16 protein-coding genes, 1 tRNA gene and 1 other RNA gene are annotated in these 19,876 nt (G+C 59.6%); 10 read left to right on the top strand and 8 right to left on the bottom strand.

Annotated features, from left to right (window positions below):
* Positions 1–97 precede the first annotated feature (97 nt).
* From petA to HMCN_RS0108890, 7 genes are all read left to right on the top strand, one after another.
* Positions 98–712 (top strand): ubiquinol-cytochrome c reductase iron-sulfur subunit, encoded by a 615-nt coding sequence (gene petA, locus HMCN_RS0108920; protein ID WP_025917062.1) that lies wholly within the window; start codon positions 98–100, stop codon positions 710–712.
* Positions 712–2,118: a cytochrome bc complex cytochrome b subunit gene (locus HMCN_RS0108915; RefSeq protein WP_025917061.1), complete on the top strand. Its 1,407-nt coding sequence runs from the start codon at positions 712–714 to the stop codon at positions 2,116–2,118. Before petA ends, HMCN_RS0108915 begins: the two co-directional genes overlap by 1 nt.
* A 21-nt stretch (positions 2,119–2,139) precedes the next feature.
* Complete coding sequence (locus tag HMCN_RS0108910; RefSeq protein WP_025917060.1) at positions 2,140–2,901, top strand: cytochrome c1; 762 nt, start codon at positions 2,140–2,142, stop codon at positions 2,899–2,901.
* Between the two features lie 86 nt (positions 2,902–2,987).
* Positions 2,988–3,599: a glutathione S-transferase N-terminal domain-containing protein gene (locus tag HMCN_RS0108905; protein ID WP_025917059.1), complete on the top strand. Its 612-nt coding sequence runs from the start codon at positions 2,988–2,990 to the stop codon at positions 3,597–3,599.
* A 67-nt stretch (positions 3,600–3,666) separates the two neighbouring features.
* The gene (locus tag HMCN_RS0108900) at positions 3,667–4,176 is read left to right on the top strand and encodes a ClpXP protease specificity-enhancing factor (protein WP_025917058.1); all 510 of its coding nucleotides are present in this window, start codon (positions 3,667–3,669) and stop codon (positions 4,174–4,176) included.
* Positions 4,177–4,194: 18 nt separating this feature from the next.
* Positions 4,195–4,270 (top strand) — tRNA-Thr (locus HMCN_RS0108895).
* Between the two features lie 256 nt (positions 4,271–4,526).
* Complete coding sequence (locus HMCN_RS0108890) at positions 4,527–4,985, top strand: thioesterase family protein (RefSeq protein ID WP_025917057.1); 459 nt, start codon at positions 4,527–4,529, stop codon at positions 4,983–4,985.
* A 194-nt stretch (positions 4,986–5,179) separates the two neighbouring features.
* Here HMCN_RS0108890 and HMCN_RS0108880 read toward each other — a convergent pair whose 3' ends face one another.
* The 3 genes from HMCN_RS0108880 to HMCN_RS0108870 form a co-directional block, all read right to left on the bottom strand.
* Positions 5,180–5,776 (bottom strand): UbiX family flavin prenyltransferase, encoded by a 597-nt coding sequence (locus HMCN_RS0108880; RefSeq protein WP_025917056.1) that lies wholly within the window; start codon positions 5,774–5,776, stop codon positions 5,180–5,182.
* Positions 5,777–5,792: 16 nt separating this feature from the next.
* Complete coding sequence (gene grxD / locus HMCN_RS0108875) at positions 5,793–6,104, bottom strand: Grx4 family monothiol glutaredoxin (RefSeq protein WP_025917055.1); 312 nt, start codon at positions 6,102–6,104, stop codon at positions 5,793–5,795.
* 247 nt (positions 6,105–6,351) lie between these two features.
* Positions 6,352–8,709 carry a Tex family protein gene (locus HMCN_RS0108870; protein WP_025917054.1) on the bottom strand — a complete coding sequence of 786 codons (2,358 nt, stop codon included), beginning with the start codon at positions 8,707–8,709 and terminating at the stop codon, positions 6,352–6,354.
* Positions 8,710–8,981: 272 nt separating this feature from the next.
* Between HMCN_RS0108870 and HMCN_RS0108865 the strand changes: the two genes are divergently transcribed.
* Both HMCN_RS0108865 and HMCN_RS0108860 read left to right on the top strand, forming a co-directional pair.
* Complete coding sequence (locus HMCN_RS0108865; protein WP_035626428.1) at positions 8,982–12,362, top strand: DEAD/DEAH box helicase; 3,381 nt, start codon at positions 8,982–8,984, stop codon at positions 12,360–12,362.
* Positions 12,363–12,492: 130 nt separating this feature from the next.
* Positions 12,493–14,061, top strand: coding sequence for a sensor domain-containing diguanylate cyclase (locus HMCN_RS0108860; protein ID WP_155837496.1), 1,569 nt, complete (start codon positions 12,493–12,495; stop codon positions 14,059–14,061).
* 118 nt (positions 14,062–14,179) lie between these two features.
* Here the strand turns inward: HMCN_RS0108860 and prmC are convergent, their stop codons facing one another.
* The 5 genes from prmC to HMCN_RS0108835 form a co-directional block, all read right to left on the bottom strand.
* A complete protein-coding gene (gene prmC, locus HMCN_RS0108855; protein WP_025917051.1) occupies positions 14,180–15,028 on the bottom strand; it encodes a peptide chain release factor N(5)-glutamine methyltransferase in 849 nt (282 codons plus the stop codon).
* A gap of 1 nt (position 15,029) precedes the next feature.
* On the bottom strand, positions 15,030–15,500 hold the full coding sequence (locus tag HMCN_RS0108850) for a disulfide bond formation protein B (protein WP_025917050.1): 471 nt from the start codon (positions 15,498–15,500) through the stop codon (positions 15,030–15,032).
* A gap of 97 nt (positions 15,501–15,597) precedes the next feature.
* Complete coding sequence (gene prfA / locus HMCN_RS0108845; RefSeq protein WP_025917049.1) at positions 15,598–16,680, bottom strand: peptide chain release factor 1; 1,083 nt, start codon at positions 16,678–16,680, stop codon at positions 15,598–15,600.
* Positions 16,681–16,784: 104 nt separating this feature from the next.
* Positions 16,785–18,074 (bottom strand): glutamyl-tRNA reductase, encoded by a 1,290-nt coding sequence (gene hemA, locus HMCN_RS0108840; protein ID WP_025917048.1) that lies wholly within the window; start codon positions 18,072–18,074, stop codon positions 16,785–16,787.
* A 181-nt stretch (positions 18,075–18,255) separates the two neighbouring features.
* The gene (locus tag HMCN_RS0108835) at positions 18,256–18,945 is read right to left on the bottom strand and encodes a response regulator transcription factor (protein WP_025917047.1); all 690 of its coding nucleotides are present in this window, start codon (positions 18,943–18,945) and stop codon (positions 18,256–18,258) included.
* 283 nt (positions 18,946–19,228) lie between these two features.
* Here HMCN_RS0108835 and rnpB point away from each other — a divergent pair.
* An RNA gene (rnpB, locus tag HMCN_RS18280) (RNase P RNA component class A) lies at positions 19,229–19,582 on the top strand.
* Positions 19,583–19,876: the final 294 nt, after the last annotated feature.

Here is a 19,876-nt window from a genome sequence, read left to right as displayed (position 1 = left end):
AAAGGCCGCCTCCGTTATAATTTAGAGTTGCTAGAAGCTGTGTACATTGCGCATGGTGCTTCACACAAATTTCGTATTTTGACTGATTGGGGTTGGTATGAGTAACGAAAAGCAGGTCGATTCCAGCCGGCGCGGTTTGCTCGTCGCCACGGCTGCGATGGGTGGCGTGGCTGGTTTGGCAACGGCGGGAGCATTGGTTAGTACTTTTCAGCCTTCCGAGCGGGCCAAGGCTGCTGGCGCGCCGGTAGAGGCGGATATCTCGAATTTGAAGCCGGGTGAGATGAAGGTCGTGGAGTGGCGCGGTAAGCCGGTATGGCTGTTAAAGCGTACTCCTGAAATGATGGCTGAACTCGCCAAGCTCGAGGGCCAGCTGGCCGACCCTCTTTCGGAAAAATCATACACAATGGACTTGCCGTCTTACTGCGATAAGCATACGCGGTCACGCCCTGATCACAAGGATATCCTGATCGCGGTCGGTATTTGCCCGCATCTGGGCTGTTCGCCAAGTTCCAAGTTTCAGGCCGGTGCGCAACCTTCGTTGCCGGATGACTGGGCCGGTGGCTTTCTCTGCCCATGCCATGGCTCTACATTCGACTTGGCCGGGCGCGTCTTCAAAAACAAGCCTTCACCAGCCAATTTGGACGTCCCGCGTCACATGTATCTGTCGGATACCAAAATCATTATCGGTAAAGACGAGAAAGGCGAGGCGTAATCATGGCGTTTCATGAAAAGCAACTTCCGGCCGACGCACCAATCGCGGCCAAGGCGATGAACTGGATCGATGCACGTTTCCCGCTGACATCGACCTATAAAGCGCATTTGTCCGAATATTACGCGCCGAAAAACTTCAATTTCTGGTATTTTTTCGGGTCTCTCGCGATGCTGGTGCTGGTGATTCAGATCGTCACCGGAATTTTCCTGGTCATGCATTACAAGCCGGACGCGGCGCTCGCATTCGCCTCGGTTGAATACATCATGCGCGACGTGTCATGGGGCTGGCTGGTGCGCTACATGCACTCGACCGGCGCTTCCGCGTTTTTCATCGTGGTCTATATGCACATGATTCGCGGCCTGCTTTATGGTTCGTACCGCAAACCGCGCGAACTGGTATGGCTGTTCGGCGTCGGTATTTTCCTGTGCCTGATGGCGGAGGCCTTCATGGGTTATCTGTTGCCATGGGGTCAAATGTCATACTGGGGGGCGCAGGTGATCGTCAACCTGTTCGGCGCGATTCCATTTATCGGTCCTGATTTGTCATTGTGGATTCGCGGTGACTACGTGATCGGCGATGCGACGCTGAACCGCTTCTTTTCGTTCCATGTGATTGCCGTTCCTTTGGTATTGCTGGGTCTGGTTGTCGCGCACATTATTGCGTTGCATGAAGTGGGTTCGAATAATCCTGACGGAGTCGAGATCAAGGACAAGACGGACGCCAACGGTATTCCGCTTGACGGCATTCCTTTCCATCCGTATTACTCGATCCATGACATCATGGGCGTGGCGGTATTCCTGATAGTGTTCTCGGCCATCGTATTCTTTGCGCCGGAAATGGGCGGTTACTTCCTCGAATACAACAACTTCGTTCCGGCCGACCCACTGACGACGCCATTGCATATCGCTCCAGTTTGGTATTTCACGCCGTTCTACTCGATCCTGCGCGCAGTGACTTCCGAGTTCGTCAACTACGGTTTGATTCCTGGCGTCATCGCATACGTACTGTTGCTGCTAGCTACTGCAAAAAACAGCAAAGTCAAACTGGCTGCGCTGGTTATCGGTCTGGTGGCGGTAGTCGGCATGATTTTCCTGGAAGCCAAATTTTGGGGCGTGGTGCTGATGGGGGCTTCTGTCATGATCATGGGCGGCCTGCCGTGGCTGGATAAATCCAAGGTCAAATCGATTCGCTATCGTCCAAGCTGGCATAAATGGGTGTATCTGGTGTTCGGCATCATGTTCCTTGTTTTGGGCTATCTCGGAGTGAAGCCGCCTTCAGCGATTGGTGGATTGATTTCTCAGGTAGGCACCTTTGTTTACTTCGGCTTCTTTATGTTGATGCCATGGTGGAGCGCAATGGGCACATTCAAGACCGTGCCAGACCGTGTCACATTCCATCCGCACTAAGCGCAAAAGGGATACTCGAAAATGAAATTGTTGAAAAAACTGATTGCTGCCATCGCACTGGTACCCGCTCTCGCCCTTGCGTCAGGGGGCGGTTTCCCGTTGGATCGTGCACCGGATCGCAGTACCGACATGGCGGCTTTGCAAAACGGCGCCAAACTCTTTGTTAACTACTGCCTGAATTGCCATTCCGCAGCATCAATGCGCTATAACCGACTCAGGGATATCGGATTGACTGAAGACCAGATCAAGACCAATCTGCTATTCACCGGCGAAAAAGTCGGAGATCTGATGCAGACATCGATGACGGCCAAAGATGCGAAGGCCTGGTTTGGTGTGGTGCCGCCGGATCTGTCGGTGATTGCGCGGGCGCGTGCTTCAGACGCCGGCTCGGGTTCGGATTACCTTTATACTTATCTACGCACTTACTACAAGGACGATACGCGTCCAACCGGCTGGAACAACATGGTATTTCCGAATGTCGGCATGCCGCATGCTTTGTGGGAGTTGCAAGGCACCCGCACTGCCAAGTTCGTGGAAGAAAAGGATCCGCATTCAGGCGGCGCAGTGCATAAATTTGCCGGCTTCGAACAAGTCACACCGGGCAAGCTGTCTGCCAACGACTACGATGCTGCGGTTGGCGACCTGGTCGGCTACCTGCAGTGGATGGGCGAGCCGGCACAAAACACGCGGAAACGCCTGGGCGTATGGGTTCTGCTTTTCCTCGGCATATTCTTTGTCCTCGCTTGGCGTTTGAATGCGGCCTACTGGAAAGATATCAAGTAATATCATGCGCCTGCACGTCGCAGGCGGGTATTTTCGGGTGAGCCGTTTTACGTCTCACCCCTTTGTTTTTTTAAAGGAACTATAAAATGATGGTTCTCTATTCGGGTACAACTTGCCCATTCTCGCAACGCTGCCGTCTGGTCCTGTTTGAAAAGGGCATGGACTTTGAAATTCGCGACGTCGATCTGTTCAATAAGCCGGAAGACATCTCCATCATGAATCCTTACGGCCAAGTGCCGATTCTGGTTGAGCGCGATCTGATTTTGTATGAATCGAATATCATCAATGAATACATCGATGAGCGTTTTCCGCATCCGCAACTGATGCCAGCCGATCCATTGATGCGGGCACGCGCCCGATTGATGCTGTTCAATTTTGAAAAAGAGCTGTTCATTCACGTCCATACTTTGGAAAACGAGAAATCCAAAGGCAGCGAAAAGAGCCAGGAAAAGGCGCGTATTGAGATTCGCGACCGACTGACCACGCTGGCACCTTTGTTCCTGAAGAACAAATACATGCTCGGCGATGAGTTCTCGATGCTCGATGTCGCGATTGCACCGCTATTGTGGCGTCTCGATCATTATGGGATAGAGCTGTCGAAGACGGCGGCGCCTATCATGAAATACGCCGAGCGGATTTTTTCGCGTCCGGCGTATATCGAAGCATTGACTCCTTCGGAAAAAGTCATGCGTCGTTAAGCAAGCTGGCATCCGGACCGCCGAAGCCCGGACGTCTTTTAGGCAAAATTTTTTACTGTATCGCGATATGCCCGAACTTTCCACCAAGCCTTATCTACTGCGCGCCATTTACGAATGGTGCGTCGACAGCGGCTATACGCCGTATATCGCAGTCAGGGTCGATGCGCGCAGCCGTGTTCCGATGGAGTTCGTGCGCAATGGCGAAATCGTTTTGAACATCAGTTTCGGCGCCACCAGCAATCTCAAAATGGAGAGCGAGTTCATCAATTTCAGCGCCCGTTTTGGCGGTGTGTCGCGCCAGATTTCGGTCGCGGTGGAAAGTGTGATTGCAATCTATGCCCATGAGAACGGGCAAGGCATGGCGTTCGAACCGCAGGAGGCGCAAGCTGATCAGAAAGCAACGTCGCAGGACGTCAGTGCTGAACAAACTGCGGCCGATTCGGCAAAAAATGGCCCGACGTTGGCAAGCGTGCCGGCAGTGGCCGAAAAATCACAAGATACAGCTGAGAAAGATGCGGTTGCAATATCGGATCCCGCAAAAAAATCCGGAAAACCCGTGCTAACCAGGATCAAGTAGCGTACAATACTGCTTTTCGCCGGCTTAGCTCATTTGGTAGAGCAGTTGACTTGTAATCATCAGGTGGCCAGTTCGATTCCGGCAGCCGGCACCAGAATAAAGCAGTAAATAAAAAGGTTACACGCTTCGGCTTGTAACCTTTTTTCTTTTCCGCTTGCTTCGACGTTTCATTTAAGCACTGTGTAAGCCGATCCGATCAGTACTGATTTCTGCGTCGGGGAGCTGCGTTTGTTGCGCATTGGTCGGTCGAAATGATCGATGGCCGTACAGTACTCTGCGTGGTTGTCCAAAGTTGAATAAACCGACAGTTCCCGAGTCTAACCTCTGCACATATTTTAGCGAGTTGCCCCATGACCATTAAAGTTATTGAAAATAAATTTTGTAGTGAACAACTAGTCCGGTTCTCGTATTGCGATCCAGCTGGCATAGTTTTTTTCCCCCAGTATTTCATCATGTTCAACGGTTTGGTGGAGGACTGGTTCAATCAGGGATTGGGGCTCGATTATGCCAAATATATTACCGAGCACCGCCTTGGTTTTCCTGTGGTGAGCATTAACTGCGATTTCATTGCGCCCTCCCGAATGGGTGAGAGAATCACGCTGGGGCTCAAGCTTGAACATATGGGCAAAAGCTCGTTGAAGCTGGGCGTGACCTGCGAATACAAAGGGGAACAGAGGGTGCAAGCGCACTTGGTGCTGGTCGCCATGGATCTGGACAAGGCGAGGGCGGTGCCGTTGCCGGAGGATCTGCGCTCGCTTATGACGGGTTTTCAGAACGGGAAATTCGACATCAATCAATTCGATGAATGAGTTGGGCGCAGTTGCTTGCAACTTGTCAGCGCCGGTTTACATGCCGATCAGGCCGTGCAAAAGAGTAAGCTGGCGCAGCGCTATGCTTATTCATTCTTTGCAATGATGGGGCACTCGCGGGGCAATTAGGGCCAGATGCCGGGTGTTGTGCTTTTTCCAAGCTGCTAGCGGCAGAGTGGGCGATGCCGGCGAATTTAAGCGATCGCGTCGCTGGCCTTGAGGCCGTTCCAGCGCGGCGCTAGCGCATGCGGAACCGCGAACAGGTCGAGCACGCGACCGATCGTGTGATCCACCATTTCGGCGATCGATTGCGGGCGCTGGTAGAACCCGGGCAGCGGCGGGAAGATGATGCCGCCCATTTCGGTGACGGCGGTCATGTTGCGCAAGTGCGCCAGGTTGAATGGCGTTTCGCGCACCATCAGCACCAGGCGGCGGCGCTCTTTCAGCACTACGTCGGCGGCGCGGCTGATCAGGTTGTCGGACAGGCCGTTGGCTACCGCAGCCAGTGTCTTCATCGAGCAGGGGGCGACGATCATGCCGTCCGACTGGAACGAGCCGCTGGCGATCGGGGCGCCGATATCGCGCACGTTGTGCACCACATCGGCCAGTGCGCCGACCTGCTTGCGGCTCAGATCAAGTTCCTGATGCAGATTGATGGCGCCGGCTTCCGACAGCAGCAGATGGGTCTGCACTTCGGGCACATCGCGCAGCACTTGCAGCAGGCGCACCCCATACACGGCGCCGCTGGCGCCGGTGATGGCGATGATCAGGCGCTTTGGGCTCGTCGTCACAAAAGGGCGGCTTGGCTCAGGCGCCCAACAGGGTTTTCAGTTCGCCGGATTCGTGCATTTCATTCATGATGTCGGAGCCGCCGATGAATTCGCCCTTGATATACAGTTGCGGAATGGTCGGCCAGTTCGAATATTCCTTGATGCCCTGGCGCACGTCGGCGTCATCCAGTACATTGACCGTGACGATGTTTTCGACGCCGTTGGCCTTCAGGATCTGGATCGCTTTGCCGGAAAAGCCGCATTGCGGGAATTGGGCGGTGCCCTTCATGAATAATACGACCGGATTTTTGGTTACGGTTTCCTTGATCCAAACTTGTACGTCGCTCATGGCTGTCTTTCCTTGATTCTTGGTTTAAACAGCCATTATAAGAAAAACGGCCGCTTGTTGCAGATGTTATTCGGATCGTTTTTGGTTTGCTTTCGGGCTGCCGGCGCGCATCGACCGTGCGCTGCCGGGTCGCCTTCCATCCGGTAAAAATACATAGATATGTATTTTTTATGTCGCTTGTAAACAATGCGGGAAGTGTATAAATAGGGCTGATACCCCCGCATATTTGTCATCGCTTGAATAATTGTCAGGACTTCAGCTTGGCAAAGGCACTCGCCATTGCGCTGTTTTGCGGCGCCGGGCGCTGGGCTTGCTGTTGCGCCAGGCGTTTCGCGTCATTGCGGTCGCCACGCTGCTCCGGTTTCGCGCCCGGCTGCGGCGCGCTGTCGGTCAGGCGCATGGTGAGCGCGATGCGCTTGCGCTTCTCGTCGACTTCCAGCACCTTGACCTTCACCACCTGGCCGGCCTTGACCACCGTGTGCGGGTCCTTGACGAAGGTATTCGAGAGCGCCGAGATGTGCACCAGGCCGTCCTGATGCACGCCGATATCGACGAACGCGCCGAAAGCGGCGACGTTGGTGACCACGCCTTCGAGGATCATGTCGGGCCGCAGGTCGCGGATTTCCTCGACGCCGTCCTTGAAGGTGGCGGTGGTGAACTCCGGGCGAGGATCGCGGCCGGGTTTTTCCAGCTCTTTCAGGATGTCACTGATGGTCGGTACGCCGAACTGCTCGTCGGCGTACTTGGCCGGATTCAGCGATTTCAGCAGCCGTTCGTCGCCGACGATGTTACGTAAATTCGCGCCTTTCACGTCTTTCTGGATGTCGGCCAGGATTTTTTCGACCAGCGGATACGATTCCGGATGGACCGCCGATGCATCGAGCGGATTGTCGCTGCCCATCACGCGCAAAAAGCCTGCGGCCTGCTCGAACGTCTTGTCGCCCAGCCGCGGCACTGCGCGCAGCGCCGCGCGCGAGCCGAACGCGCCCTTCAGGTCGCGGTAGCTGACGATGCTTTGCGCCACGCTGCTTGATAAGCCGGAAACCCGCGCCAGCAGCGGCGCGGACGCGGTATTGACGTCGACTCCGACCGCATTCACGCAATCCTCGACTACCGCGTCGAGCGAGCGCGCCAGCTGGGTCTGGCCGACATCATGCTGGTACTGGCCAACGCCGATCGATTTCGGGTCGATCTTCACCAGTTCGGCCAGCGGGTCCTGCAGCCGGCGTGCGATCGACACTGCGCCGCGCAGCGAAACGTCCATGTCCGGCAATTCCTTCGACGCGAATTCGGACGCCGAATACACCGAGGCACCGGCTTCGGACACCACGATCTTGGTCAGCTTCAGTTCCGGACGCAGCTTGATCAAGTCTTGCGCCAGCTTGTCGGTCTCGCGCGACGCGGTGCCGTTGCCGATCGAAATCAGCGACACCTGGTGTTTTTCGGCCAGCCGGGCCAGCGCGTGCAGCGAGCCGTCCCAGTCGTTCTTCGGCTGGTGCGGGTAAATCACCGCGGTGTCCATCACCTTGCCGGTGGCGTCGACCACCGCCACCTTGACCCCGGTGCGCAGGCCAGGATCGAGTCCCATGGTCGCGCGCGGGCCGGCCGGCGCGGCCAGCAGCAAGGCTTTCAGGTTCAGCGCGAAGACGTTGATCGCCTCGACCTCGGCGCGTTCGCGCAGCGCGCCCATCAGTTCGGTTTCCAGATGCATGAAGCTCTTCACGCGCCAAGTCCAGCGCACGGTGTCGGCCAGCCATTTGTCGGCGGCGCGGCCCTGATTCTTGATGCCGAAACGGGCCGCGATGCGGCCTTCGCACGGGTTCAGCGGCGCGTCCCACTTCGGCTTTTCCTCCTCGCTGTCGAGCCGCAGCGTGACGTTGAGCATCTCTTCGCGCCGGCCGCGGAACAGCGCCAGTGCGCGGTGCGACGGAATGGTGGCTATGGTTTCCGAATAGTCGAAGTAATCGGCGAACTTTTCGCCGGCATCCTGCTTGCCGTCGACCACTTTCGATTCGACGATGCCGTGTTCCAGCAGGTATTCGCGCAAGCCCTGCAGCAGGGTCGCGTCCTCGGCGAAGCGCTCCATCAGGATCTGGCGCGCGCCGTCCAGCGCCGCCTTGGCGTCGGGCACGCCGGGGTTGTCGCCGTTGTCGGTGGAGAAGGCCGGCTTCAGGTAACTGGCCGCCTCAACTTCCGGATTCAGTTCCGGATCGGCCAGCAGCACGTCGGCCAGCGGCTGCAGGCCGGCTTCCAGCGCGATCTGGGCCTTGGTGCGGCGCTTTTGCTTGTACGGCAGGTACAGGTCTTCGAGCCGGGTCTTGTCTTCGGCGTGGACGATGGCGTCCAGCAGCGCCGGCGTCATCTTGTTCTGTTCTTCAATCGAGGCGATGATCGCCGCCCGCCGCGCTTCCAGTTCGCGCAGGTAGCGCAGCCGCTCTTCCAGCAGCCGCAACTGGATGTCGTCCAGGCCGCCGGTGGCTTCCTTGCGGTAGCGGGCGATGAAGGGCACGGTCGCGCCTTCGTCCAGTAGCGCGATGGCGGCTGCGACTTGCGCCGGCTTGGCGGCGAGTTCAAGGGCGAGGCGTTGTTCGATGGATGGCAGCATGGGCAGTTAATCTGTGTGGGAAATCAAGCCCGTGATGATACCGAATCCGGCGCGATGCGCCAGTGCCGATCGCGAATCCGTTTGGTTTATTTATTGCAATGCAAGGAGTATGTATAAAATATACGCAGTTGCCGCATGTATTTATTGCATCAGTAAAATATACAACGGTATGTATGCATTTCTTTTGCAGCGATGTTTCAAGGGGGCTGCATCAATCGCGGATAATGACGGCACTGCGCCGGTCCGGCGGCGCATTCCTGAAGAAACAAGATATGCATTACACATTAACAGACGTTGTCAACGCCTTCGATGACAAGACGCTGGGGCGGGCGCAAGGCATCGTTGCGCGCGGGCTGGTGCAGTCGGCAGATCAGCTTGGCGATGTGATCGAAGGCAGCGTGCAGGGCAGCGGCGACTGGGATTACGAGCAGGATATCGAACTGTATGCGGGCACGCATGGGGTCGAATTCGAGGGCAGCTGCTCGTGCCCGGTCGGCCATATGTGCAAGCACATGGCCGCCGTGTTGCTGACTTGCCTGCAGCAGGAAGAGGTGGCTCCGTTGGCCGGACAGGTTGGGGGCGACGCCGGGACCATGACGCTGCCGAACGCGGTGGCGGCCTGGCTGCAGCGGGTCGAGGGTGCGGCGCACGGCAGGGCAGCCGCGCCGCTGAAATCCGGGGCGCCGGCCAAAACCACCTATCGCCTGCTGTTCGTGCTGTCGCCGGACCGCAGCGGCAAGCACGTTATCCTGAGCCTGTGCAAGGCGCGCTTGCGCGTCAACGGCGAGATCGCGGCAGCCAGCACGGTGGGCGATTTGTACAATATGTTCGCGGCCCCGCCGAGTTACCTGCAGGCCGGCGACGAGGATGCGCTGCGGCTGCTGGTTGCGCTGCGCAGCGGTTTTTACGGCAGCGCCGATGTCGAACCGAAGGGCCGGGTCGGCGCGCAATTGCTGTCGATGTTGCTGGAATCACAGCAATTGCAGTGGGCTAATTCCCTGGCCGACATGCAGAAAGGCCAGCTCTACCCGGTCAAGGCCGGCCCGGCGCGCACTGCCGAACTGGTTTGGCTTGAGGAGGATGAACGGCTGCGGCTCGGTTGGCAGTTTCAGCCGGCGTCGGACGGCCAGCGCGAGCCGGAGCGCGGCAGCATCGATTACATCCTGCCGACCGAGCCGGTGCTGTATGTGAATAATCTGGTCTGCGGCACGCTCACATTGCAGCAGGGCGGGGCCGGTATCCCGCTGCGGGAATTGCAGGCGATGGTGGCGCAAGCGCCGACCCTGGCCGCCAGGGACAAGCTGGCGGTATCGCATGTGTTGCTGGCGCAAGGCCTGCAGCACATCGTGCCGCTGCCGCAGCAGCTGCAGGAAACGGTGCGCGACGACATCACGCCGCAGCCGCAGTTGCTGCTGGGCGCGCTGCCGCAGGAGTTGGGCGGCACACGCGATGCGTCCGTGCTGTGGCAGGATTTCGCGCTGCCGAGCTTCGATTACGACGGCAACAGCGTGGCGGCCGACCACGCCGAACTGCTGATCCGGCGCAGCGGCCAAGGCATCGAAAAGATCGCCCGCCAGCGCGCCGCCGAAGACGCCGCGCTCGCGATTTTGCAGGCCGCCGGGCTGACGCCGCCGCAGGATGCCGCGCCGCCACTGTCGACCCTGGCCGGCGCGCTGGTCATGCCCAGCCAGCTGGAGTGGCTGCGCTTTGCCAGCGAAGTCGTGCCCGCGCTGGAGGCGCAGGGCTGGCAAGTCAGCCGGATGCCGGATTACCGTTTCGACGTGGCCGAAGTCGAGGACTGGTACGCCGACATCGACGAACAAGCAAGCGAAGCGGGCAGCCCGTGGTTCGATCTGGAGCTGGGCATCATGGTCAATCAGGCGCGGGTGTCGCTGCTGCCGGTGCTGATCGACCTGATCCGCAATGCGCCGCAGGACTTCAATCCGCAGGCGCTGGCCGCCCATGCCGACGACGAACCCTTGCTGGCGACGCTGCCGGACGGGGTGCGGGTCGCGCTGCCGTGGGGTCGCATCAAGCCGATTCTCGGCACGCTGGGCGAGCTGTATTTCAGCGATAAAACGGGCGACAGCATGCGGCTATCCGCGCTGGATGCGGCGCGCCTGGCCGAGCTGGCCGCCGCTACCCAGCTGCGCTGGATCGGCGGCCAGCGGCTGCGCGACCTGGGGCAAAAACTGGCGAACTTCGGCGGCGTGCAGAGCGTGGCCGCGCCGCGCGGCTTGCAGGCGACGCTGCGCGATTACCAGAGCGAAGGCCTGGCCTGGATGCAGTTCCTGCGCGAATTCGACCTGGCCGGAATCCTGGCCGACGACATGGGTCTCGGCAAAACCATCCAGACCCTGGCCCATATCCTGACCGAAAAGGAGGCCGGCCGCCTGACCCAGCCGGCGCTGGTGGTGGCGCCGACCAGCCTGATGGGCAACTGGCAGGATGAAGCGGCGCGCTTTGCGCCCGGGCTGCGGCTGCTGGTGCTGCAAGGCAAGGAGCGGCTGGCGCAGTTCGACGCGATCGGGCAATTCGACCTGGTGCTGACCACCTATGCGCTGCTGCCGCGCGACGAAGAAAAGCTGCGCCAACACGCATACCACCTGGTGATCCTGGACGAGTCGCATTACATTAAAAATAATCGCTCGAAAGCCGCGCAAGCGGCCGGCATGCTGCGCGCCCGGCACCGGCTGTGCCTGACCGGCACCCCGCTGGAAAACCACCTGGGCGAGCTGTGGTCGCAATTCCACTTCCTGCTGCCGGGCTTGCTGGGCGAGGAAAAGGCCTTCAATGCCGCGTTCCGCCATCCGATCGAAAAGCAGGGCGACGACGGCCGGCGCGCGCTGCTGGTGCGCCGCATCAAGCCATTCCTGCTGCGTCGCACCAAGGACAAGGTCGCCAAGGAACTGCCGGCCAAGACCGAAATGCTGCGCACGGTCGAACTCTCCGGCGCGCAGCGCGACCTGTACGAAACCGTGCGGCTGGCGATGGACCAGAAAGTGCGCGCCGAAATCGCCAGGAAAGGCGTGGCGCGCAGCCAGATCGTGATCCTGGAAGCGCTGCTCAAGCTGCGCCAGGTCTGCTGCGACCCGCGCCTGGTCAAGTCGGAATCCGTGAAAAAGGCCGCCGCGCCGTCCGCCAAGCTGCTTGAACTGATGACGATGATCGAGGAGTTGCTGGAAGAAGGCCGCAAGATCCTGGTGTTTTCGTCGTTTACCAGCATGCTGGCGCTGATCGAGGCCGAGCTGCAGGCGCGCCAGGTGCCGTATGCGCTGCTCACCGGCGACACCGACAACCGGGCCGAAGTGGTGCGCGCGTTCCAGCAAGGGTTGGTGCCGATCTTCCTGATCAGCCTGAAAGCCGGCGGCGTCGGCCTCAACCTGACCGCGGCCGATACCGTCATCCACTACGATCCGTGGTGGAACCCGGCGGCCGAAAACCAGGCCACCGACCGCGCCTGGCGCATCGGCCAGGACAAGCCGGTATTCGTCTACAAGCTGATTGCCAGAGGCACGCTGGAAGAAAAAATCCAGGTGCTGCAACAGAAAAAAGCCGAACTGGCGCAAGCGATGCTGAACGCCGGCGAGGGCCGCAGCGCTGCGATCAGCCAGGAAGACTTGCAGGCGATCTTTGCGCCGCTGGAGGAATGAAGGCCGCAAACAGGCATGGATTTGATGTGGAGCAACTCTTCGAGTAAATGTATTGCCTTATAGAAATTATTTGACGATACTGCCAGTCTGACATCATTTCGGATGTTTGCTCGATTGAGGGGGGGCTGCATTGCGCCGATTGCCTGCAATACCGCTGATACTTCTGCTCTGGACCGTGCTGTCGGCGGCGTCCTGCTGGGGGTATTACAAGTTCCAGATGAGCGAACTGGACGGAAAATTCATCCGCCACAGCGCCGACGTGCAAAAATCGGTGGAAGAAAAGCTGCAAATCGCAGAGGTGGTGCTGGAAGGATTCGCGGCTCAACCGCACTCGATCCACGGCACCGATTTCATGCGCGAAAAGATGTATGCGCAGCAAATCGTTGCCCGATATCCGCATATCAATCGCCTGGAACTGATCTCCCGGGTCGCGCACAAGGATCTGGCCGCTTTCACGCAACTGCAGCAAAGACGGGGCTATCCGGACTTTGCCGTGCATGGTTTCAGTTACGGGACCGATCGCCGCATCCTGGCCAGCAAAAAAAAACCGTTCTATTACCCGATCGTTTTCTTGGAGCCGGCCCCGGAACAGTCGCGCCGTGCCGTGGTCGGACTGGATATGGATTTCACCGCTGCGCTGCGTCAAATCCTGCGCGACTCGGCGGCATACAACCGCTCGGCCGTGACGCCGCCGTTTCATTTGATCGAAGAAGGCGACTGGGCTTACCGGATGGTGCGTCCCGTCAGTGCCGCCAATAGCGCACGGAAACCGCTTGCCGGGCGGGAGCTGGAACAATCGCTGTATGTCGCCTTGGTGGTCAAGACGGCCGCCTTGCAACCGGCAGCGGATACGCTGCCCAAAGGATTCGGAGTCACGCTGCGGCACCAGGCAGTGGCGCCCGAAAATGCCGAGGGGATACTGTTTCGGCTGGCCGCGGCTAACGCAACGGCGCTGGAGCGCGGGATTTTTCCCGTCATAGAAGAAACTATCCGCGTCGGCCAGGGCGTGCAGCCGTTTCTGATGGCAATGCGCTGGCAGCCCGGTTTTGCCGAGTTTGGCTGGTTCGGTTTTTTTCTGTTGTGGCTGTCCCTGTTGCTGCTCTTGTACCTGATGTTGGAAGCATATCGGCAGTACCTGCGCATGCAGCACGGCCAGCGCCAGAACATCCGCTTGCTGGAAGACATGGCCGACACCGATGCGCTGACCGGGCTGCCGAATCGGCGCGCGCTGGATACGACCCTGCAGCGCTGGCACCGGCAGGGCGGCGCTGCACCGGTACATTACGGCATTTTGTTTCTCGACATCGATCGCTTCAAGCCGGTCAATGACCGCTTCGGGCACGCGGCGGGCGATGTGGTGCTGCGCCTGAGCGCCGATCGGCTCAGAAGCGCGGTGCGTCCGGATGATTTGCTGGTGCGCCTCGGCGGTGACGAGTTTGTGGTGTTGCTCAGGAGCGCGCTGTCGCCGAAGCAGCTGGCGTCGCTGTTGCAGCGCCTGCAGTCGGCTATCGAGGCGCCGATCAGGATGGCCGGGCATGAGATTCTGCTAGGCGTGAGCATTGGTATCGCGCACAGTCCGCAGGACGGCACCACGATCGAGGCCTTGCTCAAGAGCGCCGATGCCCGCATGTACCGGCACAAGCAGGCAAAAAAATCTGCCATGCCCGATCCCGCGAACTCCGTATCCGTGGCTGTTTAATGTGGGAGTATTGCTTTAAAAAAGTTATTTCCGCGCGTAAATAGAGCGGTGTTGAAAATACAGCTATTAGTATATTGTTCCTGCACAATCTGGCTCCGGAATTGCCTGCGGGGCGCTGTCATGACGGACGGACGCCGCCCGATACGCGCTCGATGCCGGCCAGGTCTTGCCAGCTTTGCACTTGTTGATAGCCTTGGGCAATCAACAATTCGCGCACTGCAGCCGCCTGATCGAAGCCGTGTTCCAGCAACAGCCATCCGTCCTGCACCAGATGCGCGGCCGCGCCCGCGACGATGGTGCGCAGCGCGGACAGGCCGTCGGCGTGGTCGGTCAGCGCGCTGACCGGTTCAAAACGCAGGTCGCCCTGGCTCAGATGGGTGTCGCCGGCGACGATGTAGGGCGGATTGGAAACGATCAGATCGAAACGCGCGTCGGCCGGCAGCGCGCCGTACCAGTCGCTGCGCAGAAAGCGCACCGCCTTCGCCGGCAGAGGCAGATTGTCGGCGGCATTCTGTCGTGCCACTGCCAGCGCAGCGGCGCTGCAGTCGAGCGCGGTCAGTTGCAAATCCGGCCGGCTGTGCGCGATTGCGATCGCAATCGCGCCGGAGCCGGTGCCCATGTCCAGCACGCGGGCGCCGTGCGGTGCCCGTTGCAGCGCCAGCTCCACCAGCAATTCGGTGTCAGGGCGCGGAATCAGCACATCCGGTGTGACCCGAAATGGCAAGCCGAAAAATTCGCGTTGGCCGACGATGTAGGCAATCGGCTCGCCCGCCTCCCGCCGCTGCAGCAGCGCCGCGAAGCGTTGCGCTTCGTCAAGCGTCAGCCGGCGCTCGGATTGGGTGATCAGCTGCACCCGGCTCAGACCCAGCGCATGCATCAGCAGGATGCGGGTTTCCAGCGCATCCAGCGGTGAGCCCAGCTGCGCCGACCCGATGCTGCAGCCGGCCTCGATGCGGTGTAGCGTCATTTCAACGTTTGAAAGCCAGGCGTGCCAGCGCGATGCTGAAGATCGCAAACCAAACCAGCGCCCACATCGGGATCGACAAGCCCAGAATCGGCGCGTAGTCGGCGCTGCAGAAGCCGTTGGCCTTGAACAGGAAAGGCAGCAGTTCGGCGCTCGGGATCTGGTTGAGTGCGGTTTCCAGCGGATCGACACCGCACGAGACTTCCGGATGCGCCCTGACCCACAAATGCCAGCCGGCGATGCCGGCCCCGGTCAGCGCGGCCAGCAGCCCGAGGCCGGCGCCAATCCTGCCGGCGGCGCGCGGCAATGCGGCACCGGCCAGGCAAAGCAGCGCGATCACAGCAAACGCATAGCGCTGCATCACGCACAGCGGGCACGGTTTCATGTCCAGCCCATGCTGCAGATACAACGCCACGCCGAGCAGGGACAGGCAGGCCAGGGCGATTGTCAGTAATATCGGTTTGGAGGTATTCATCGTGTTGTTTGAGTTGTCTGAAGTGAATGTAGCATGGAGTGCCTGCAGGGAATATTGGTTCCCTGCATCAAGGCGATATTAAATCAGGCTTATTTAGTCAGGATTCATCGCCCAGCGCCGCCAGCAGTTCGGCCTGATGCTCGGCCACCAGCGCATTGACCAGATCGTCGAGATCGCCGTCCATGATGAAGTCGAGCTTGTACAGCGTCAGGTTGATGCGGTGGTCGGTCATCCGCCCCTGCGGGTAGTTGTAGGTGCGGATCCGTTCGCTGCGGTCGCCGGAGCCGATCAGGCTCTTGCGGGTCGCCGCCTCCTTCGCCTGCTGGGCGCGTATCTGCACGTCCATGATGCGGGTCGCCAGCACCCGCAGCGCCTGCGCCTTATTCTGATGCTGGCTGCGGCCGTCCTGGCATTCGACCACGATGCCGGTCGGATTGTGCGTGATGCGCACCGCCGAATCGGTCTTGTTGATGTGCTGGCCGCCGGCGCCGGAAGCGCGGTAGGTGTCGATGCGCAGATCGGCCGGGTTGATCACCACGTCGCTGACTTCGTCGGCTTCCGGCATCACCGCCACCGTGCAGGCCGAGGTATGGATGCGGCCCTGGGTTTCGGTGGCAGGGACGCGCTGCACGCGGTGGCCGCCGGATTCGAACTTCAGCTTGGCGTAGGCGCCGGCGCCGACCAGGCGCACGATGACTTCCTTGTAACCGCCCAGCTCGGACGCCGATTCGGACATGATTTCGACCTGCCAGCGGTTGCGTTCCGCATAGCGGGTGTACATCCGCAGCAGGTCGCCGGCAAACAGCGCGGCTTCGTCGCCGCCGGTGCCGGCACGGATTTCCAGCAGGATGTTGCGCTCGTCGTTGGCGTCCTTCGGCAGCAGCATTTTTTGCAGGTCGCGCTCCAGCGCCGCCATCCGCGCTTTGGCAGCTTCGATTTCTTCCTGCGCAAACTCCTTCATCTCCGGGTCTTGCAGCATGTCCTGGGCGGCGGCGACATCCTGTTCGGCCTGGGTGTAGGACTGGTGGAGCGCTACCAGAGGGCCGATTTCCGCGTGTTCGCGCGTCAGCTTGCGGTAATTGTCCATGGACGCGGTGGCGTCTTCGCGCATCAGCAATTGCCCGACTTCTTCCAGACGGTCGGAGAGTTGGTCCAGCTTGGCAAGCATTGAAGGTTTCATGGGCGTTCTGTTCAAAAATCCGGTTGATCCGGGAGGGCCGGCAGCGCCGTGACGGCGGCCGGCATGCAGTGCGGGAAGATTAAAACGGAGGCAGGCGGCAGCAGCTAGCGCTTGGTGCGGAACAGCTGCGGCAACAGCGCCGCCAGTCGCGCGCGTTCGTCGCCATGCGCCTGATGCAAAGCCTGTTGCGGGCCGTGCAGGAATTTGGCGGTGATGCCTTTGGACAGCGCTTCCAGCACTGCATCGATATCGTCGCCGCGGGCGATCATCTTGCGCGCCCGCTCCAGTTCGATCATGCGCAGCGCTTCGCTGTTTTCATGCAGATCACGGATCACCGGCACCACCAGCCGGCCGTCAACCCAGTGCATGAACGACTGGACCCGGGTTTCAATGATGGCTTCGGCTTGCGCCACTGCCGCCTGGCGGCTTTCCATGCCGGTCTGGACCACGGCGCCCAGGTCGTCGACGGTGTACAGGAAGGCGTCGTCGAGCCGGCCGACTTCGGTTTCGATGTCGCGCGGCACTGCCAGATCGACCATGAACACCGGCTTGTGGCGGCGCGCCTTGATTGCGCGCTCGACCATGCCCAGGCCGATGATCGGCAGCGACGATGCGGTGCAGGAGATTACGATGTCGAACTGCGCCAGCTGATCCGGCAGCTCGGCCAGGCGGATCGCGCGGCCGTCGAAGCGGTGCGCCAGCGCCTCGCCGCGCTCCAGCGTGCGGTTGGCGATGGTGATCGATTTCGGATTTTGCGCCGCGAAGTGGGTCGCGCACAGCTCGATCATTTCGCCGGCGCCGATGAACAACACATGCTGCTCGGCAATGGTGTCGAAGATGCGTTGCGACAGCCGCACTGCGGCCGCCGCCATCGAAACGCTATGGGCGCCGATTTCGGTGGTGCTGCGCACTTCCTTGGCGACTGCAAAAGTGCGCTGGAACAATTGATGCAAATAGGTGCCGAGACCGCCGGCCGCTTCCGCCTGGCGCACCGCATCCTTCATCTGGCCCAGGATTTGCGGCTCGCCCAGCACCATCGAGTCCAATCCGGAGGCGACGCGGAACGCGTGCCGCACCGCGCCATCCTGCGGCAGCGTGTACAGGTGCGGGCGCAGTTCGGAATAAGCCAGCTTGTGGTAATCGGCCAGGAAATGCGCGGTGCTGTCGATCGCCGCCTCGACGCCGCCCGGCACGTGGCTGGCCGCGTACAGCTCGGTGCGGTTGCAGGTCGACAGGATGGCGGCCTCGTCGCTGTAGCCGGAGCCGTCCTGATTGCCGAACCAGGCTCGCGCCGACCCCACCGCCGCGCCGATCTGGTCGGCGGGAAAAGCCACCCGCTCGCGCAGGGCAAGCGGTGCGGTGGTGTGGTTGAGGCCTACGGCAAGCAGTTGCATGTGATTGATAGCTGGTCCGATACAGTCCGCAGCGCGGAGATTATGCTTAGCAGGCCACCATTATAACTTCTTGCGGCGAATAACAAGCCAAACAGTAGCGGCGAACGGCCCCGGATTGGCGGAATTTTCGATGCGCCGGAACCTGGATCAGGCCGGACCCGCTCCGGCAATGCTTGCACGATCACGCCGTGACCTGTTCCAGTCGGTAACCGTAGCTGTATACCGGAGCCAGCCGGAACCCGTTTTCCGGACGCAACTGCAGCTTGCTGCGCACCCGCGAGACATGCGTATCGATGGTGCGGGACGGTATTTCGATATTGCGCGACCAGACCGCTTCCAGGATGGTTGCGCGCGACAGGGGCCGGCCCAGATTGCGGAAAAACAGCAGCGCCAGATTGAATTCCTTTTGCGTCAGTTCAATCGGTGCGCCATCGAATGTCAGTTGGCCGCTGCGGGTTTCGAAGCCATAGCGCCCGAACTGGATTGGTTCGGCCGCGTTCTGGCTCGGATAGGCGCGCCGCAACAGGGCCTGCACCCGCGTCACCAGTTCACTGCGACGAATTGGCTTGATCATGTAATCATCGGCGCCGGCTGCCAGGCCCTCGATGATATCGTCTTCGCCATTGCGGCTGGTCATGAACAGCACCGGCAGGTTGGACGGCAGTTCTTCGCGCGCCCAGCGCGTCACCTCGGGGCCGCTGGCGTCAGGCACCTGCCAATCGAGAATCAGCATGTCGCAGCTCTCCTGGCGCAGTTGCTGAAGCATGTCGCGACCATTGGCAAATGCCTGGCAGACATGCCCGGCCGCGCTCAGTATCTTGCATACCAGTTCGGTTTGGCCGGGGTCGTGGTCGAGGACTGCGATTCTCATGGTGTGTCGGTGCGAAAGTTCGGCTGGCGTTGCCGAGGGAAAATTAAATTTTTTATACAGTAACACGACTTTAATGGCGTTTATCCAGAGCCGCCGGGAAACGGATTGCCTCATTCCACAATCCATCGAAACCCCCGATGTTTGTATGTACGTGGCGGGGTATGTATATAAACAATGGATTTGCCGCGTTATTTACGTGGTTATGTTAAATACATGGTGCAGTATATTGGTTGAAAAAAAGCGGAAACAAGGCCGGGCGGGGAGTGCGGTACAATGCGGCCGTGAAGCAAGCCAGACAGTCGCTGGTTGCGACTGCAAGGTCGCAGCGGGAGGAAGGTCCGGACTCCATACAGCAGGGTGACGGTTAACGGCCGTCCGCTGAAAGCCGCAAGCGCAGTTGGCTTAGGTATAAGGCGAGGAACAGGGCCACAGAGACGAGCGTATTAAGTTACGGTGAAACGCGGTAACCTCCACCCGGAGCAATTCCAAATAGGCACGCGTTGATGCTGCTCGCGGAGCGTGCGGGTAGGAAGCTTGAGCGCTGGAGTAATTCAGCGCCTAGAGGAATGGCTGTCATAGTGACGCGTCGCAAGATTCGTCGCCGTAACAAAATCCGGCCTATCGGCTTGCTTCATTTTTTTTGTACGTATTCGGTATGCGGCATTTTTGTTCGTTTCCAATCCGGTTTGCCACCGGGTCTGCACCCTCCGCGCGGTTTCGCCCCACATCTGTTCCAAATATGCAAAAACATATATGTTTATTATGTGCAACTTTCACTGTGTGCGATAAGTGCTTAATTCCATAAGGTTTTTCCATTCTTGCTATGGGTATTCGGAAACCTAAGTCATTGACTTAAATCATAAAAATTCACTTTCTCTTCCTGAAACCGCTTGACCGGCTATAGTGCTTCCTCTAAAGTGGGTAACAGTGT

The sequence above is a fragment of the Herminiimonas sp. CN genome (assembly GCF_000622895.1).
In the GTDB taxonomy this organism is placed as follows: Bacteria; Pseudomonadota; Gammaproteobacteria; order Burkholderiales; family Burkholderiaceae_D; genus AVCC01.
The sequence above is the reverse complement of the archived record's forward strand: the minus strand, read 5'-3'. Positions and strand labels throughout refer to the sequence as shown.

Bases quoted from the DNA above. Each gene is read 5' to 3' on its own strand.
- HMCN_RS0108870 (WP_025917054.1), bottom strand. From the start codon at position 8,709: ATGCTGCCATCCATCGAACAACGCCTCGCCCTTGAACTCGCCGCCAAG.
- grxD (WP_025917055.1), bottom strand. From the start codon at position 6,104: ATGAGCGACGTACAAGTTTGGATCAAGGAAACCGTAACCAAAAATCCG.
- hemA (WP_025917048.1), bottom strand. From the start codon at position 18,074: ATGCAACTGCTTGCCGTAGGCCTCAACCACACCACCGCACCGCTTGCC.
- prmC (WP_025917051.1), bottom strand. From the start codon at position 15,028: ATGACGCTACACCGCATCGAGGCCGGCTGCAGCATCGGGTCGGCGCAG.
- prfA (WP_025917049.1), bottom strand. From the start codon at position 16,680: ATGAAACCTTCAATGCTTGCCAAGCTGGACCAACTCTCCGACCGTCTG.
- HMCN_RS0108910 (WP_025917060.1), top strand. From the start codon at position 2,140: ATGAAATTGTTGAAAAAACTGATTGCTGCCATCGCACTGGTACCCGCT.
- HMCN_RS0108850 (WP_025917050.1), bottom strand. From the start codon at position 15,500: ATGAATACCTCCAAACCGATATTACTGACAATCGCCCTGGCCTGCCTG.
- HMCN_RS0108900 (WP_025917058.1), top strand. From the start codon at position 3,667: ATGCCCGAACTTTCCACCAAGCCTTATCTACTGCGCGCCATTTACGAA.
- HMCN_RS0108905 (WP_025917059.1), top strand. From the start codon at position 2,988: ATGATGGTTCTCTATTCGGGTACAACTTGCCCATTCTCGCAACGCTGC.
- HMCN_RS0108835 (WP_025917047.1), bottom strand. From the start codon at position 18,945: ATGAGAATCGCAGTCCTCGACCACGACCCCGGCCAAACCGAACTGGTA.
- petA (WP_025917062.1), top strand. From the start codon at position 98: ATGAGTAACGAAAAGCAGGTCGATTCCAGCCGGCGCGGTTTGCTCGTC.
- HMCN_RS0108865 (WP_035626428.1), top strand. From the start codon at position 8,982: ATGCATTACACATTAACAGACGTTGTCAACGCCTTCGATGACAAGACG.
- HMCN_RS0108890 (WP_025917057.1), top strand. From the start codon at position 4,527: ATGACCATTAAAGTTATTGAAAATAAATTTTGTAGTGAACAACTAGTC.